This window comes from Colwellia sp. MB02u-9, from assembly GCF_014077085.1.
Classification (GTDB): domain Bacteria; phylum Pseudomonadota; class Gammaproteobacteria; order Enterobacterales; family Alteromonadaceae; genus Cognaticolwellia.
The window spans coordinates 1-16,481 of sequence record NZ_JACGVF010000097.1; the positions used below are offsets into that span (position 1 = coordinate 1).

A 16,481-nucleotide genomic window follows, 5' to 3' on the forward strand; every position below is an offset into this window, starting at 1 on the left:
CCAAAGTCAATGCTTTAAGGTTGGACTCAAACTCTCTTAGTTCTCGTCATAGAATAATAGCTCATTACTCTATTTAGAGAGATACAAGGTTGGACTTTAGTCCATCAAGTTAAATGAAATTTAACCGTCTTCTGCCTCAATGCCAATTGAGAAAATAATACTCGCTGCAAGTGTTTGCTAGCCCATCGCGTTAATCGCCTGCTAATGGTTGACGGACTAAAGTCCGACCTACATCAAAAATTTCCCAAGGCTACGTTATCACCCGTAGGCTCTTGTAGGTTGGACTTTAGTCCATCAAGTTAAATGAAATTTAACCGTCTTTGGCATCAATGCGAACGACAAAATAATACCATTTTCAGATGTTTTTTGGCCCATTACGTTAATGGCTCGCTATACAGTTGACGGACTAAAGTCCGACCTACATCAACAATTGCCCAACGTTACATTGTCACCCGTAGGCTCAATCAGTGATCAAGCCTTGTGTGATCAGATAATCAACCACTTGTTGAGCACATTGTTCAATACTTTTATTAGCCGTGTCGATATGAATGGCTGGGTTTTCAGGCGCTTCGTAAGTAGAGTCTATACCGGTAAAGTCTTTAATCTCACCTGCTCGGGCTTTTTTATACAAGCCTTTTGGATCACGTTGTTCGCAAACAGCAATCGGAGTATCAATAAATACTTCAATAAATTCTCCATTCTCAAGCTTGTTGGCTGCCATGGCGCGATCAGCGGCAAAAGGAGATATAAATGCGGTTGAGACAATTAAACCGGCATCTACAAACAGTTTTGCCACTTCGCTAATACGGCGAATGTTTTCAACTCTCTCTTCATCACTAAAGCCTAAGTCACCATTAAAGCCATGGCGAACATTGTCACCATCAAGTAAATAACTATGACAATGGCGTTGAAAAAGTAACGCGTCAACCGCGTTGGCAATGGTTGATTTACCTGAGCCACTAAGACCTGTGTACCATAACAAACAAGCTTTTTGCTTTTTGATATCAGCGCGTTGTGCTTTGCTCACTTGTTGGGTGTGCCAAACGGTATTTTCAGTTTTCATATTATTCCAGTTAAATTATGTACATAGCTGTAAGCTAACAAAGCTTTAAGCTTTAAGCTATCAGTTCAAAGCTGTCAGTAAAAACACAACCAAACGCCCAACTAATCTCTGATCTTTGTTTTTTACTGACAGCTGACAGCTTTAAACTAAAAGCTTCTCTTTTATTTTGCTCTAAAACGGAAAAATCACCGGTATCAAGATTAACACCACTACACTATAAGTCAGTGTTATTGGCCAACCAAATTTAATAAAGTCAGTGATTTTATAGTTGCCGGCATTAAACACCATAATATTGGTTTGATAACCATAAGGGCTAATAAAACTGCCACTAGCGCCAAAGGCTACCGCCATCACTAAGGGTAAAGGGTTAACACCTAAGCCAATGGCAATATTATAAGCTACCGGAAACACTAAAGCCGCCGCGGCGCTGTTGGTAATAACTTCGGTCAATATTAAGGTAATGAAAAATATCACCACCATAGCGATTAAGGCACTTTCACCTGCCAGTAATTGCTCAATTTCATGAGCAAAAATTCCTGCGACACCGCTATGTTCAAACGCTTGCGCTAAGGTTAATGCACCTAGCACAATGAGCCAAATTTCAATTGGGAATCGGCGCTTAATTTCATTCACCGTTAAACAACCAGTTAAAATCAATAACGCTAAATAAAACATTAGGCTCGACAATAAACTTATCGTAGTCACCATGGTCAGCGCAATAGCAATAATAAAGCCAAAAATAGCTAAAGAGTCACGCCAGCCTGACAGCATATCGTCGGGTTTATGACCGGAAAGAATGAAAAAGTTTTTCGTTAAATTAGTGCGCGCGCAAAAATCGGAGCCCACCGCTAAAACTAAAAAGTCACCCGCTTGCACTTTTATATCACCGAGTTTGCCAGAAAGCGACGTGCCCTCTCGGCGAATAGCGACAACGGCGGCATCAAACCTTGCCCTAAACCCGGCTGTTTTTAAGGTTTTACCTACAATAGCAGAATCAGGTTTAATCAATACTTCGGTTAAGTTTTCCCGTAACAAACCCTTTTGCTCAGCAAATAAGGTTAAGCCATCAAATTGCTGCAAGACTAAAACTTTGCTGATGTCACCACTAAAAATTAGCCTGTCATTCGGTTCTATTACTTCATCTGGCGTTACCGGGGAAATAAGCCGCCCGCAGCGTACTAACTCGACCAAAAATAAAGTGTCTAAATTTCTTAAGCCATTATCTTCAATGCTTTTTCCAATGAGTTTGGAGTTAGGTTTTACTTGTGCTTCAACCAGATATTCCTTATCGCCTAGCTGCTCGTTTGGCATGTCAGCTAAAGTATGTTGACGCAATAATATAATCAACAAACAAGCAACCAGTGCAGCACCACCCACTAGCGTAAAGTCAAAAAAACCTAAACTTTGTTGACCTTGTTCTAGCCATAACGAATTAACAATTAAGTTAGTTGAAGTACCAATTAAGGTTAAAGTACCACCAAGAATAGCGGCGAATGACAAGGGTAAGAGTAATTTACCAGGATTGACCACAGTATTTTTTTTCACTACCGAAATTAATGTAGCGACCACCGCCGTATTACTGATTAATGCCGAACTCAAAGCGGTAAATACAAGCGTTCTAAAACTTGCCGTAGATGCTTTACCATTGAGCATTAACGCTGATATACGCCTTAAAATACTGGTGCGTTCGTAAGCAAAAGAACATAACACCAATAATAATAACGTCACTAAACCAGGATTTACCGCATTACTGAGAATATCATCCGTGCTAACAAATGACGCAGCTAAACACAGTAACGTTGTACTACCAAAAACACGCTCGGGTTTGTTCGGAAAAAAAACCAGCCCAATCAGCGTTAATGCAAATATTGCGACCAGTAGCCACTGCGTATACAACATAATGTAAACCTAATCCAAGTTCTAACTACTGTTCGAAAAGTAAATTTCGTGAAATTATAAAAATTGCCCAACACTAGATTATCACCCGTAGGCTCTATGTTGGTTGGACTTTACTCCATCAGGTTAAATGAAATTTAACCTTCTTCGCATACATGCGAATGACAAAATAATGCCCGTTGCAGATGTTTTTTGGCCCATCTCTTTAATGGCTCGCTGTAAAGTTGACGGACTAAAGCCCGACCTACAAAAATCACAAAAAAAACCAAACGCCCAACACTACATTATCACCCGTAGGCTCTTGTAGGTTGGACTTTAGTCCATCAGGTTAAATGAAATTTAACCGTCTTCGCATACATGCGAATGACAAAATAATGCCCGTTGCAGATGTTTTGTGGCCCATTACGTTAATGGCTCGCTTTACAGTTGACGGACTAAAGTCCGACCTACAAAAAACACAAAAAAACAAACGCCCAACACTACATTATCACCCGTAGGCTCTTGTAGGTTGGACTTTAGTCCATCAAGTTAAATGAAATTTAACCGTCTTCACATACATGCGAACAACAAAACAATGCCCGTTTCAGATGTTTTTTGGCCCATTACGTTAATGGCTCGCTATACAGTTGACGGACTAAAGTCCGACCTACATAAACAATTGCCCAGGGCTACATTATTGCCCGTGGGTTCTTGTAGGTTGGACTATAATCCAACCTACACATAAGCGCTTAACTTTATAACGCTATTTCAATAAATCGCGTGCGCCCCAATGTGGGAAGTGCTTGCGAACTAAGGTGTTAAGTTCTTGTTCAAACGCTGAGTACTGATGATCTTGCTTCGCTTCAAGTGCGCTGTTAATCATACCCGCACCAACAGTAACGTTACTCAATCGGTCAATAATAATAAAAGCACCGGTCGCTGGATTATCACCATAAGCATCAAAATGTAACGCTTCAGCTACTTCAAGTTGAGCAACACCGATTTCATTTAACGCTAATTGGTCAACCGGAAATTTCTCCAAGGTATTAACATCAATGCGGTGGTCAATTTTTATTGCGTGTCCTGTGGTGAGCTTACTGCCGTGCTTAATGTAGTATTCACGCCCTGGTTCTAATTCGTCTTCATGCATCCAAACAATAGTCGCACTTAGCTCTTTAGCTGAAGTAGGAATACTGCCCTTTTTAACAATCATTTCGCCGCGACTGATGTCAATCTCATCTTCAAGGGTCAAAGTAACCGCCATACCGTGATCGGCGCGATCAATGTTACCTTCAAAAGTTACAATCGACTTAATCTTACTTTGCTTACCTGATGGCAAAGCAACAATTTCATCACCAACGCGAATATGTCCTGAGCCCACTGTGCCAGCAAAACCTCTAAAATCGAGATTAGGACGGTTAACATACTGTACTTGCAAACGAAATTGGGTAAAGTGTTTTTGATCATCTACCTTAATAGTATTCAATAACTTCATTAACGTAGCGCCGGGATACCAAGGCATTTTGCTACTTTCGTCAACAACATTATCACCATTAAGCGCTGAAATTGGCACAAAACGTACATCTTCAAAAGCTAAGTCATCGGCAAATTTGCGGTAGTCTTTTTTAATCTCTTGATAACGGTCTTGGCTATAATCAACCAAGTCCATTTTGTTAACTGCTACTAAAACATGCTTAATGCCTAACAAAGAACAAATATAAGAATGACGACGAGTTTGCACTTGCACACCGTGACGAGCATCAATCAAAATAATGGCCAGATCACAGGTTGAAGCGCCCGTAGCCATATTGCGGGTGTATTGTTCATGGCCTGGGGTATCGGCAATAATAAACTTACGTTTATCAGTAGCAAAATAACGATAAGCAACATCAATAGTAATGCCCTGCTCTCGCTCTGACTGCAAGCCGTCAACGAGTAAGGCTAGATCAATAGCTTCACCAGTAGTGCCTGACTTTTTACTGTCGTTTTTAATCGCCGCTAATTGATCTTCAAAGATCATTTTTGAATCGTGTAATAACCGGCCAATTAATGTACTTTTGCCATCATCAACGCTACCACAAGTAAAAAATCGCACCATTTCTTTGTTTTCATGCTGCTTCAAATAAGCTTCAATATCGGTTTCAAGTAAGTCGTTCGTAAGTAAATCTTTCTTGGGTGAATCTATCATCATCATTCCTAAATATTTAATAGCTGTAAGCTGTCAGTCTATAGCTGTCAGTAAAAACAAAAACCATCAGTATGGCGCTTGTTTTTACTGACAGCTGAAAGCTAAAAACTGATAGCTATCTTTTAAGCTTTTAAGCTTTCAACTAATCTCATATCGAGTTTCTCAGCCCTGTTAACATGGCTGATAACTCTTCTGTTTCTTTAATCCAGACCCGGCCTTTAATTTTTGATAAATAGCCGATCTCGATTCCAATATAAATTTGTGTTCTGAGCTCTGCCAAAGAAGACCTTGAAATAGTAATAAAGTGTCTCTTATCTTTCGGCGTTTCTCTTGTCATACCTTCGGCAATGTTACTCGGTACAGACAAGCTAGAACGCGTGATTTGATCCCTAAAACCAAAATCACGTAACGAAGCAGTTTGCTTATAAATTTCCGCAGACAAGCGCGCAGCGCGTTTCCATACCTCTAACTTCTCAAAGTTCATAACAAATCCTTGTTAAAATAAGCTGTAAGCTTTCAGTTCAAAGCCATCAGAAAGACCTAGAACACCAAACCAGTAACTTACTGAAAGCTGACAGCTGTAAACTGATAGCTATATTTTCTTCAGCTTAGAACTCAACGTTACTTTTTACTATTTCCCTAACCAAATGCTCAAAACTTGTTTTGCTGATCTTAACTGAAAGCTGACAGCTAAATACTTATAGCTATTTTTAAAACGAAGCTTTAAAAATAACCTTCCATCTTTTTCTTCTCCATTGAGCCTGCCGAGTCGTGGTCAATCACACGGCCTTGGCGCTCAGAGGTTTTGGTTAATAGCATTTCTTGAATAATTTCAGGTAAGGTTGTTGCGGTTGACTCAACAGCGCCGGTTAACGGATAACAACCTAAAGTTCTAAAGCGCACACTTTTCATTTGCACCACTTCGTCTTTACCAATAGGCATACGGTCGTCGTCAACCATGATTAGAGTGCCATCGCGTTCAACTACCGGGCGTTTTTCAGCTAAATAAAGTGGCACAATTTTAATGCCTTCTAAATAGATGTATTGCCAAATATCAAGCTCGGTCCAATTCGATAATGGAAAAACACGAATGCTTTCGCCTTTATTCACTTTACCGTTATAAATGTTCCACAGCTCAGGGCGTTGGCTTTTAGGATCCCAACGATGATTTTTATCACGAAATGAATACACACGCTCTTTCGCGCGCGATTTTTCTTCGTCGCGACGTGCGCCACCAAAAGCGGCATCAAAACCATATTTATCAAGGGCTTGCTTTAAGCCTTGAGTTTTCATGATATCGGTATGCTTAGCACTACCGTGCTCAAACGGACTAATATTCATCGCCATACCTTCGGCATTTTTATGCACGAGTAAATCAAAGCCATGTTCTTTTGCCATTTCATCGCGAAAGGCAATCATTTCTTTGAATTTCCAGTTGGTATCAACATGTAATAGCGGAAAAGGTATTTTTCCAGGAGCAAAGGCTTTTCGCGCAAGATGAAGTAGCACGGCGGAGTCTTTACCAACCGAGTAAAGCATCACAGGATTATCAAATTCTGCGGCAACTTCGCGCATGATATGAATAGATTCGGCTTCTAACTTTTGTAAATGGGTTAATTGCATTGCTGACCACTAATGTTGGCATGATATTATTGATTAATATCATGGCACAAGAATAAAGTATTATCCATATGAGTAAAAGCTTGGTTATACCAAAAAGGTATAAAGAGAAAGGAAGATTAAACTTCTTATTCTAAAAATATAACCTACGCCAATTCAGTTAAGTAACTGAAATAAGTAACTGAAATAAGTAACTGAGCTAATGGACAGTGAGGAACAATAATCCAGCGCACATGTTTATTGTTTCAAACTAAACATAAGTAGCTAAATCGACTAAAAGGATTTACTAATGCCGTGGAGCAATGTTATTACATGAGTGTAATTATTAGAGTAATGCCGGAGCAATTACCGATATAGATAGGAACAGCCCTGTAAGCACATGTTTATTGTTCCAGACCAAACATAAGTACCTACATCCCTGTAGGCGAAGCAGATATTGCCGATTTAAACCTGCTTAAAATGATCGATTAGTTATTTCAAATAGCATTAGTTAAGTTACTTTTATAACGACGAATTAATGCCAGTGACGAGGCAGAAAGCTTTTCACTGTCAATATCGCTCATCGGCTGCGCCATCACGTTAAGTACTTCTTTACCAAGTTGCTTACCTAATTCAACGCCCCATTGGTCGTATGAGTTTATCTGCCATACTACGCCTTGAACAAATATTTTATGCTCATACAACGCTAATAAAGCGCCAAGGGAGTGGGGATCTAACTGCTGCATTAAAATAGTATTACTTGGGGTATTACCTTTCATGGTTTTATGAGCAGCTAGCCTATTCGCTTCAGCCTCACTGGCGCCAGCATCCAGCATTTCTGCTTTCGCTTGGGCTAAGGTTTTACCTTGCATTAACGCTTCACTCTGAGCAAAACAGTTAGCCACTAAAGCGTCATGATTAGCCAAATGTTTGCTCGTTGGGGCAAGAGAGAGAATAAAATCTGTTGGAATAATATCGGCACTTTGATGCATTAATTGCATAAAGGCATGTTGGCCATTCGTACCTTCCTGACCAAAAACCACGGGGGCGGTTAAATAATTAAGCGTTTTACCGGTAATAGAAACCGACTTACCATTGCTTTCCATATCGGTTTGCTGCAAATAACCCGGTAAAGCTCTCAGCGCATGGTTATAAGGTAAAATAGCTAAGCTAGGGTAACCTAAAGCATTTCGATTCCAAATACCGAGCAAAGCCATCATTACCGGCATATTTTGCTCAAACGGTGCATTTTTAAAATGCTCGTCCATGGCATAAGCACCGGCTTTTAACGCGTTGAAATGGTTATTACCAATAATCAATGCCAGTGGCAAACCCACCGCTGACCATAAAGAAAACCGGCCACCAACCCAATCCCACATCGGCAAAATATTATCTGCATTAAGTCCAAACGCTGTTGCCGCCTCAATATTACTGCTGACCGCATACCAATGTTGAGCAATAACCTCTGCAGATGAATAATGAGGTTCAACCAAAGCATTAAGCATCCAAGCTTTAACAACAACTGCATTAAGTAGGGTTTCTTGCGTAGTAAAGGTTTTAGAAACTACCACCACCAGCGTGGTTGCGGCATTAAGTTTAGCAAATTTTTCCTGCGCGGCATCACCATCAACATTGGCTAACACATGCGCTTTCAAACCCGGCTGATGGTAAGGCACAAGTGCCGACAAGGCCACCTTAACACCGTAATAAGAGCCGCCAATGCCGATAGCGAGAATATCAGTAAACTTTTCACCAGTAACCGAACACACCTTACCCGAATGCACATCATCAACAATGGCGGCCATTTTGGCTTCAGTGTTAATAACCTCATCGGCTTGCGCCCCTAACACATCAAGTTTAACCGAGTCAGGCGCACGTAATACCGTATGCAAAACAGCGCGCTGTTCGGTAGTGTTGATCTTTTCACCCGAAAACTGCGCTGATATTTTACCCGCAAGATCAACCTGCTCAGCCAAAGTAAATAATGGCGTAAACTCACTATCAACAATGTTTTGCTTAGCATAATCTAAGAACAAACCCGCCGCCGAAATCGTATAATTTTCGCTGCGCTCAGGGTCGGAAAATAATGAGAAAATATTACGCGTTAATGCCAGTTCAGTAAACTGCGATAAATTAGTTACGTCCATATACCTATACTTTTAATAAATGAGTGTTAATAAAGAAAAATGACAATGAACCTGTGGGTCTTACTTTAACCCGTCAACCCCAAGCCAACTAAAAAACATCATAACCTATGAAACGACACTCCACTTAAAAAAACAACAAAATAATTCACAGGAAGGAAAGAAGGAGGACTACAGGAGGTAAAACACTAAAAAATAAAGTGTTTTTAAATGTTAAAGCCCTACCTCATTCCCTTCTCATTGTTTCCTCCCTGTAAAAAATAAAAATCATTCACAAAGAGAAAAGCAGGAGAACTTCAGGAGGTAAAACAATTAAAAATTAATTACTTATAAATATTTAAAGCCCTACCTCATTCACTTCTCGTTGTTTCCTCCCTGTAAAAAAATAAAAATTATTCACAGGGAGAAAAGCAGGAGCACTGTAGGAGGTAAAGCACTAAAACATAAAGTGCTTTTAAATGTTTAAAGCCCTACCTCATTCACTTCTCATTGTTTCCTCCCTGTGAAAAAACAACAAAATAAAGCAGAAAGAAGGCAACCGCTAAGATTCAAAAGACAAATTAAACCTTCGTATGCCATCGGTTAACTTTTTAACATTAAAATTAATCAACAAACCTTTATTTATATGAGTTAATTTCATATACGTTAACAATTGTGCTGAGTACACCGGGATAAGCCTATCAACTGATTTAAGTTCTATTATTAGTTCATTAGGTAACAATATATCTAAACGATAGCCCGCTTCAATATTCATATTCTTATAACAGATAGGCAAAATGACTTGAGAATGTGCAGTAATATTATTCGAATACAACTCATACATCAAACACTTCTCATAAGTTGACTCTAAAAGCCCGGGGCCTAATTGCTTATGCACTTCAATAGCGCAACCGATAACCTCACCCGTACAATCCATTTCAACACCCCTAATCCTTTAAAGCTATTAAATAAAAACCTATTCCTTTCTCATTGTTCCCTCACTGTAAAAAAAATAAACATATCTACACAGGGGGAAGGAAATGACGACTGAAGGAGGATAAAAACTAAAAACACAAAGTACTTTTAAATAGTTAAAGTCCCACCTCATTCACTTCTCATTGTTTCCTCCCTGTAAAAAAAACATATCGACACAGGGAGAACAGAATGAGGACTGAAGGAGGGTAAACATAGAAAATATAGCGCTTTTAAATATTTAAAGTCTCACCTCATTCACTTCTCATTGTTTCCTCCCTGTAAAAAAAGATCATTCTCAGGAAAAAAAGCAGGAGAGTAAAACCCTGAAAATACGCAGTGCCTTTACTTTAAACCTTCATCAAATCAGTTAAATAACTTCTAAAGTCATCAGCCAATTCAGGATGACGCAAACCATATTCAACATTGGCCTTCATATAACCTAACTTAGAACCACAGTCATGAGATTTACCCGTCATATGAAAGGCTTCAACGGTTTCTTTTTCCATTAACATCGCAATAGCATCCGTTAATTGAATTTCATCACCCGCACCAGGAGGAGTAATTTTTAACAAATCCCAAATTTTTTCAGACAACACATAACGGCCAACCACAGCTAAATTTGACGGCGCATCTTCCATCGATGGTTTTTCAACAATAGCCGTCATAGTTTGTGACTCGCCAGGGGCAAGCTCAACACCGCCACAATCAACCACACCGTAACTACTTACTTGCTCCATTGGTACAGGTTCAACCATAATCTGGCTGTAGCCACCAACTTCGTTATAACGGGTTAACATCGCCGCTAAATTTTCGGTTTTCAAATCTGCCGTAGCATCATCTAAAATAACATCGGGTAACACTACTACAAACGGTTCATTACCAATAATAGGACGAGCTTTTAATACCGCATGGCCTAAGCCTTTAGCTTCACCTTGGCGCACATGCAAGATGGTGACATCTTTCGGACATATTGCTTGAATTTCATCAAGCAATTGACGTTTTACACGTTTTTCTAAAGTAGTTTCAAGCTCAAACGACTTATCAAAATGGTTTTCAATCGCGTTTTTAGAAGAGTGCGTTACTAACACAATTTCTTTAATACCCGCGGCAATACATTCATTCACTATGTATTGAATAAGTGGTTTATCAACAATGGGTAGCATTTCTTTTGGAATGGCTTTTGTTGCTGGCAGCATCCGTGTACCAAGGCCCGCGACGGGTATTACCGCTTTTGTGATTCTATTTGACATTTTCATCCTTAATTGCAAATTTTATTTATTGTATGGGTTACTTGTGTACATGTCGTGATGTTTATAGATGAAAAAATTTGCATCCATCATATTGTCTAACAGTAAGATTAATTAGTGCGTTTAAAAACACTTAAAAAATTATAAAGAATGTAATCTAAAGCTAAAACATCGCAATATTTTAAATCTACAAAACTTATTACTACAATACAATAATTAAATATAAAAAAGGCCGGAAACCCGACCTGTTAATTATAACGATTATATATATTTCAAATATTTTTACCTACCGGCACAACTTATGAATATTGCTCGGCTATCCAGTTTTGATACGAGCCATCCATCACACTTTGCCACCAAGCTTCATTATTCAAATACCAAGCAACCGTTTTAGCAATACCGGTTTCAAATGACTCTTTCGGTTTATAGCTCAACTCATTGTTTGTTTTAGTCGCGTCAATGGCATAACGGCGGTCATGGCCAAGCCTGTCTTTCACGTAAGTAATAAGTGATTCAGTGTTTTGCGCCATCGCCGCTTTAGCCGCAGGAAAACGAGTAGCTAAATCTTGGTTTTTAATGAATTCTTGTTCAACCAGTTTTGAAATGGTTTTAACAATATCAATATTTGCCCATTCATTATCGCCACCAATATTGTAGTTTTCACCAACACGGCCATCTTGTAAGACTAAATCTATGCCGTAAGCGTGGTCTTCAACGTATAACCAATCACGAATTTGTTGGCCATCGCCGTAAATTGGCAAGGCTTTATCATGCAAAATATTAGTAATAACTAAAGGGATAAGCTTTTCAGGAAAATGAAACGGTCCATAGTTATTCGAACAATTACTGGTAGTCACATTTAAACCATAAGTATGGTGATAAGCTCGCACTAAATGATCACTAGCGGCTTTACTAGCTGAATAAGGTGAATTAGGCGCGTAAGCTGTATCTTCGGTAAAAGCAGGGTCGGTAGGTGAAAGCGTGCCATAAACTTCATCAGTAGACACATGATGAAACCTATGTCCTACAAGAATACTTTTGCCGTCTAACCAAACTTTTTTAGCCGCTTTAAGTAAACTATAAGTGCCAATAATATTGGTTTCGATAAAGGCATCAGGGCCTGTAATCGAACGATCAACGTGAGATTCTGCCGCAAAATGCACTAAGGTATCAATACCGTGTTCAACCAGTAATGTTTCAATTAAGGCTTGGTCACAAATATTGCCATGAACAAAAGTAAAATTAGCATCATCTTTTACGCTATCTAAGTTAGCAATATTGCCCGCGTAAGTTAGTGCGTCAAGTACCACAACTTTATCGGCTGAATATTTTGCCATCCAATAATGTACAAAGTTAGCGCCAATAAAACCGGCGCCACCTGTAACTAATAATTTTTTCATAAAAATCTCGAATTAATAATATAATTTAACTATGCTTCGCGTTCATTTTTTAACGCGGTCATCATATGTTTTAACTGTTCTTGCCAATGCATTAACGAAAGCTCCGGCAAAGCGTTAACTAAACTGCTTTTATCCAACACACTGTAATGCGGGCGGTTGGCGGGTGTTGGGTATTGCGCAGTAGTAATAGGTTTGATGGGAATTTTTTTATCTAATAAACCAAGTTCAACACCGATATTTTGAATAGCGACAGCGAAATCAAACCAACTCGCAACTCCGGTATCAGTATAGTGATGAACACCCACAACTTGGTTAGTTAAACTGGCAATACAAGCTTGCGCTAAGCCTTTAGCGTAAGTTGGTGTACCAATTTGGTCACTAATAACACCCAGTTCAGGTTTACACGCCATTAAATTCAGCATAGTTTTTACAAAGTTATTACCGTGCGTTGAATACACCCAAGACGTGCGAATAATAGCGCTACGCTCGGGGTAAATATCAGCAATTAACTGTTCACCTTGCGCTTTACTCGCACCATAAACACCTAAAGGATTTATGTCATCGCCGGGTAAGTAAGGTGCGCCTTTATCACCATGAAAAACAAAATCTGTTGATATATGCACAAATGGCACGGATAACGTTTTACACGCTTGTGCTAAGTTACCCACAGCGTTGGCATTAAGCGCAAAAGCATTTTCAACATCACTTTCAGCGTTATCAACAGCGGTGTAAGCTGAGGCATTAATAACACCATCGGCGTTACGCTGCTTAAAAGCGTTAACAAGTGCAGGTATGTCTTGCAAATTAACATCATCACGACCTAAACAGACTATTGTTTGTTCAGGTGTTGAAAGTTGACTTAATTCCCAGGCAAGTTGGCCAGATTTTCCAATAACGATTATTTTCATTGTGTTGTTATCTGTCATTATTTATCAATTTAGCTAAGTATTTATTTAAATGTTGGCGCATCTTTGAACAACAGTCCTACTTCATCTTTTGCAGATAACGAAGGTTTATTGCCATCGCGTAATGGCCATTGAATATTTAACGCAGGGTCATTCCATAACAACGACACTTCATGCTCAGGGGCATAATAATCGGTACATTTGTAAACAAACTCTGCTGAGTCACTCATGACATAAAAGCCATGCGCAAAACCTTCCGGTATCCATAATTGGCGATTATTATCACCAGAAAGTACTACACCAATATGCTGGCCATACGTAGGTGATGATTTACGCATATCAACCGCAACATCATAAACTTCGCCTGATGTTACCCTGACTAATTTGCCCTGTGTATTTTTCAGCTGATAATGCAAGCCGCGTAAAATTCCGTGACTTGATTTGCTGTGGTTGTCTTGCACAAAGGTTTGCTTTGAACAGTGCTCAGTAAACTCGTCAACACGAAAAGTTTCCATAAAAAAACCACGTTCGTCACCAAACACATTCGGTTCTATTATTTTAACATCCGCAATAGCAGTATCTATATAATTCATAAAATCCCATTAAAACTTTAAAGCAACACATGTAGGGGCGAATTCATTCGCCGTAGCAAAACCTAATCATAAGCAAAAAAAGCGACTAAAGTCGCCTCTACGAGAAGATAAAAGAAAAACCAAAAGCTCTTTTGTTAAAAGCCTCCTTCACTTCTCCTTCTTTCCTCCCTGTAAATCAAGCGCCTAAAAAACACGCTCTTCAATCAATTTTATTAAATATTCACCATAGCCACTTTTGCGTAACGGTTGGGCTATTTCACGCAATTTCTCTTCACTTAACCAACCATTACGATAAGCGACTTCTTCAGGACAATTAACTTTAAGGCCTTGGCGCTTTTCTATTGTAGAAATAAAATTAGCAGCAGCGAGTAAATCATCATGGGTACCAGTATCAAGCCAAGCGGTACCACGGCCCATAATTTCAACTTTTAACTCGCCCGCTTTTAAGTATTGATCAATAACATCAGTTATCTCTAATTCGCCACGCGGCGAAGGCTTAACATTTTTAGCGAATTCAACTACGCGAGAGTCAAAAAAGTACAAACCTGGTATGGCATAATTTGACTTGGGTACTAGCGGTTTTTCGTCTATTGAAATAGCCGTACCTGAAGCATCAAATTCAACCACGCCATAGGATTTTGGATTAGACACATGATAGCCAAATACCGTGCCGCCTGAAGTTTGTGCATTAGCATTTTGCAAAGACTTAGTTAAATCATGGCCATAAAACATATTATCGCCAAGTACTAATGCGGCTGAAGCGCCTGCAAGAAACTCTTCAGCTAAAATAAAGGCTTGTGCTAAACCATCTGGGCTAGGTTGTTCTTTATAAGAGATTGAAACACCGAAGTTTTCGCCATTGCCCAATAAGTCTTCAAATCGGCTGATTTCTTCAGGGGTAGATATAATCAGTATATCTCTGATACCAGCCTGCATTAATGTAGCAAGAGGATAATAAACCATAGGTTTATCATAAACTGGCATCAGTTGCTTGCTTACTACTTTTGTTAACGGGTATAAACGAGTACCGCTTCCACCGGCTAAAATAATTCCTTTATGCATTACAATCTGCCTTTTGAATAAATTTAAATTTTTTTCTTTAATATGGCTTCTTCATTTTATAAGTAATCAAAAGGTACCTGATCATACTTTTAACGTGCCAAATAAAGTGCTTTGAAAATAATGAACGATTAGCATGCTCAGCAAAATGAATCGCTTTGATATCTGGATAAAACATCAATGATTCGCCTTTTAATCGTTTCGCTCGCCAACAAATATCTATATCTTCACAATACATAAAATAATTAGGGTCAAACCCAGCTAAGTCTCGATACAGTGAAGATCTAAATAATAAAAATGAACCTGCTGCCCAATCAACCTCTTGTTCTTTAAGAGTAATATCCTTATCTATTATAGTTTTATTACCCAAACCAATATACGATGAAATGAAATCTAATAAAGTAGGAAAAGATCTAATACAATTATCGTAAACTGTATAATTATTATCTTTAAATAAATTAATCGTTGCCAATTCAATACTGTGTTTATGAGCTTTTTCAACTAATTTTATTATTGATGAGTCATCAACTAAAACATCTGGATTTAATACTAAAAACCAATCAGTTGACTTTAGATTTAAATTTTCACAACACCAATTAAAAACATAATTATTATTCTCGCCAAAGCCTAGCCCATAACTTTCATCCAACAAATGAATATTGTTATTATTTGTCAGATCATTTAGTGCATCTGATTTTAAAGGGGTGTTATTCTTAATTACGATCTCAAATTGATCATTTTGAGATAATTTTTCCAAACAATTCAAATCTAAAATAAGTTTCTCATGGCCATGAGAAACAACCGAAATAAATACTTTCATAAACTAACAACCACTTTCCATCTCAAAATAAAATTCCCTAGGTACTATACTTTTTTAAAACTTTAGCTGGAGCGCCAACTGCGATTACATTTTTAGGTATATCTTTTGTTACCACACTACCGGCGCCTATTATTGCACCATCACCGATAGTAACACCGGGTAAAATTGATACATTTTCTCCAATCCATACATTGGCACCTATATGAACGGGGTTACTAGATAGCTCTCTTTTAATGGGTGGTATAGCTAATTCTGATAGGTCTTTAAACAAGCCATGATTATGATCAGTAATAAACACTTTACTAGCTATTAAAGTATTATCACCTATTGTAATTGAATCTATAGCTCCAATATGAACATAATCATTCACTTGTACGTTTTTACCTATAATCAAAACAGCGTCTAGTTTACTTGAAGTTGGAAATGCATCTAACCTAAGACCTACACCGCTAGTAAAACCTAAGCCAACTTTTATATAACGCCCCCCCCTAATGTACAAAGGTCGTCTAATTAATCTTGCCGGTCTATTCAAAGTTTTAGTTAATAAAATGTCTTTTATAAGGCGCAGAAATCCAAAGAATCCATAAGTGTTAAGTAATTTTTTCACGACCTTTTCCCCCTTCAAGTACAAAGC

General features: G+C 38.6%; 14 protein-coding genes. All 14 read right to left on the reverse strand.

Annotation, left to right across the window (positions count from 1 at the left end):
- Nucleotides 1-460 precede the first annotated feature (460 nt).
- Nucleotides 461-1,063 carry an adenylyl-sulfate kinase gene (cysC, locus tag H4J65_RS13150; protein WP_182198479.1) on the reverse strand — a complete coding sequence of 201 codons (603 nt, stop codon included), beginning with the start codon at nt 1,061-1,063 and terminating at the stop codon, nt 461-463.
- A 171-nt stretch (nt 1,064-1,234) separates the two neighbouring features.
- Nucleotides 1,235-2,962 (reverse strand): SLC13 family permease, encoded by a 1,728-nt coding sequence (locus H4J65_RS13155; RefSeq protein ID WP_182198480.1) that lies wholly within the window; start codon nt 2,960-2,962, stop codon nt 1,235-1,237.
- 739 nt (nt 2,963-3,701) lie between these two features.
- A complete protein-coding gene (gene cysN / locus H4J65_RS13160) occupies nt 3,702-5,126 on the reverse strand; it encodes a sulfate adenylyltransferase subunit CysN (RefSeq protein WP_182198481.1) in 1,425 nt (474 codons plus the stop codon).
- A 148-nt stretch (nt 5,127-5,274) separates the two neighbouring features.
- Nucleotides 5,275-5,610, reverse strand: a complete 336-nt coding sequence (locus H4J65_RS13165) for a four helix bundle protein (RefSeq protein ID WP_182198482.1) — start codon at nt 5,608-5,610, stop codon at nt 5,275-5,277.
- A 239-nt stretch (nt 5,611-5,849) separates the two neighbouring features.
- A complete protein-coding gene (cysD, locus tag H4J65_RS13170; RefSeq protein WP_182138269.1) occupies nt 5,850-6,749 on the reverse strand; it encodes a sulfate adenylyltransferase subunit CysD in 900 nt (299 codons plus the stop codon).
- Nucleotides 6,750-7,222: 473 nt separating this feature from the next.
- Nucleotides 7,223-8,872, reverse strand: a complete 1,650-nt coding sequence (gene pgi, locus H4J65_RS13175; protein WP_182198483.1) for a glucose-6-phosphate isomerase — start codon at nt 8,870-8,872, stop codon at nt 7,223-7,225.
- A gap of 538 nt (nt 8,873-9,410) precedes the next feature.
- Nucleotides 9,411-9,785 (reverse strand): GxxExxY protein, encoded by a 375-nt coding sequence (locus H4J65_RS13180; protein WP_182198484.1) that lies wholly within the window; start codon nt 9,783-9,785, stop codon nt 9,411-9,413.
- A 385-nt stretch (nt 9,786-10,170) separates the two neighbouring features.
- The gene (gene galU, locus H4J65_RS13185; RefSeq protein WP_182198485.1) at nt 10,171-11,073 is read right to left on the reverse strand and encodes a UTP--glucose-1-phosphate uridylyltransferase GalU; all 903 of its coding nucleotides are present in this window, start codon (nt 11,071-11,073) and stop codon (nt 10,171-10,173) included.
- 296 nt (nt 11,074-11,369) lie between these two features.
- Nucleotides 11,370-12,470, reverse strand: a complete 1,101-nt coding sequence (rfbB, locus tag H4J65_RS13190; protein ID WP_182198486.1) for a dTDP-glucose 4,6-dehydratase — start codon at nt 12,468-12,470, stop codon at nt 11,370-11,372.
- 29 nt (nt 12,471-12,499) lie between these two features.
- Nucleotides 12,500-13,396: a dTDP-4-dehydrorhamnose reductase gene (gene rfbD / locus H4J65_RS13195; protein WP_259367615.1), complete on the reverse strand. Its 897-nt coding sequence runs from the start codon at nt 13,394-13,396 to the stop codon at nt 12,500-12,502.
- Between the two features lie 23 nt (nt 13,397-13,419).
- Entirely contained in the window at nt 13,420-13,968 is a 549-nt protein-coding gene (gene rfbC, locus H4J65_RS13200; protein ID WP_182198487.1) for a dTDP-4-dehydrorhamnose 3,5-epimerase, read from the reverse strand.
- 183 nt (nt 13,969-14,151) lie between these two features.
- Nucleotides 14,152-15,030: a glucose-1-phosphate thymidylyltransferase RfbA gene (gene rfbA / locus H4J65_RS13205; protein ID WP_182198488.1), complete on the reverse strand. Its 879-nt coding sequence runs from the start codon at nt 15,028-15,030 to the stop codon at nt 14,152-14,154.
- A gap of 37 nt (nt 15,031-15,067) precedes the next feature.
- On the reverse strand, nt 15,068-15,847 hold the full coding sequence (locus H4J65_RS13210) for a glycosyltransferase family 2 protein (protein WP_182198489.1): 780 nt from the start codon (nt 15,845-15,847) through the stop codon (nt 15,068-15,070).
- A gap of 37 nt (nt 15,848-15,884) precedes the next feature.
- The gene (locus H4J65_RS13215; RefSeq protein WP_182198490.1) at nt 15,885-16,454 is read right to left on the reverse strand and encodes a DapH/DapD/GlmU-related protein; all 570 of its coding nucleotides are present in this window, start codon (nt 16,452-16,454) and stop codon (nt 15,885-15,887) included.
- Nucleotides 16,455-16,481 lie beyond the last annotated feature (27 nt).

Excerpts from the sequence above, each read along its gene's own strand:
- cysC (WP_182198479.1), bottom strand. The coding sequence starts at position 1,063 with ATGAAAACTGAAAATACCGTTTGGCACACCCAACAAGTGAGCAAAGCA.
- H4J65_RS13155 (WP_182198480.1), bottom strand. The coding sequence starts at position 2,962 with ATGTTGTATACGCAGTGGCTACTGGTCGCAATATTTGCATTAACGCTG.
- cysN (WP_182198481.1), bottom strand. The coding sequence starts at position 5,126 with ATGATAGATTCACCCAAGAAAGATTTACTTACGAACGACTTACTTGAA.
- H4J65_RS13165 (WP_182198482.1), bottom strand. The coding sequence starts at position 5,610 with ATGAACTTTGAGAAGTTAGAGGTATGGAAACGCGCTGCGCGCTTGTCT.
- cysD (WP_182138269.1), bottom strand. The coding sequence starts at position 6,749 with ATGCAATTAACCCATTTACAAAAGTTAGAAGCCGAATCTATTCATATC.
- pgi (WP_182198483.1), bottom strand. The coding sequence starts at position 8,872 with ATGGACGTAACTAATTTATCGCAGTTTACTGAACTGGCATTAACGCGT.
- H4J65_RS13180 (WP_182198484.1), bottom strand. The coding sequence starts at position 9,785 with ATGGATTGTACGGGTGAGGTTATCGGTTGCGCTATTGAAGTGCATAAG.
- galU (WP_182198485.1), bottom strand. The coding sequence starts at position 11,073 with ATGTCAAATAGAATCACAAAAGCGGTAATACCCGTCGCGGGCCTTGGT.
- rfbB (WP_182198486.1), bottom strand. The coding sequence starts at position 12,470 with ATGAAAAAATTATTAGTTACAGGTGGCGCCGGTTTTATTGGCGCTAAC.
- rfbD (WP_259367615.1), bottom strand. The coding sequence starts at position 13,396 with ATGACAGATAACAACACAATGAAAATAATCGTTATTGGAAAATCTGGC.
- rfbC (WP_182198487.1), bottom strand. The coding sequence starts at position 13,968 with ATGAATTATATAGATACTGCTATTGCGGATGTTAAAATAATAGAACCG.
- rfbA (WP_182198488.1), bottom strand. The coding sequence starts at position 15,030 with ATGCATAAAGGAATTATTTTAGCCGGTGGAAGCGGTACTCGTTTATAC.
- H4J65_RS13210 (WP_182198489.1), bottom strand. The coding sequence starts at position 15,847 with ATGAAAGTATTTATTTCGGTTGTTTCTCATGGCCATGAGAAACTTATT.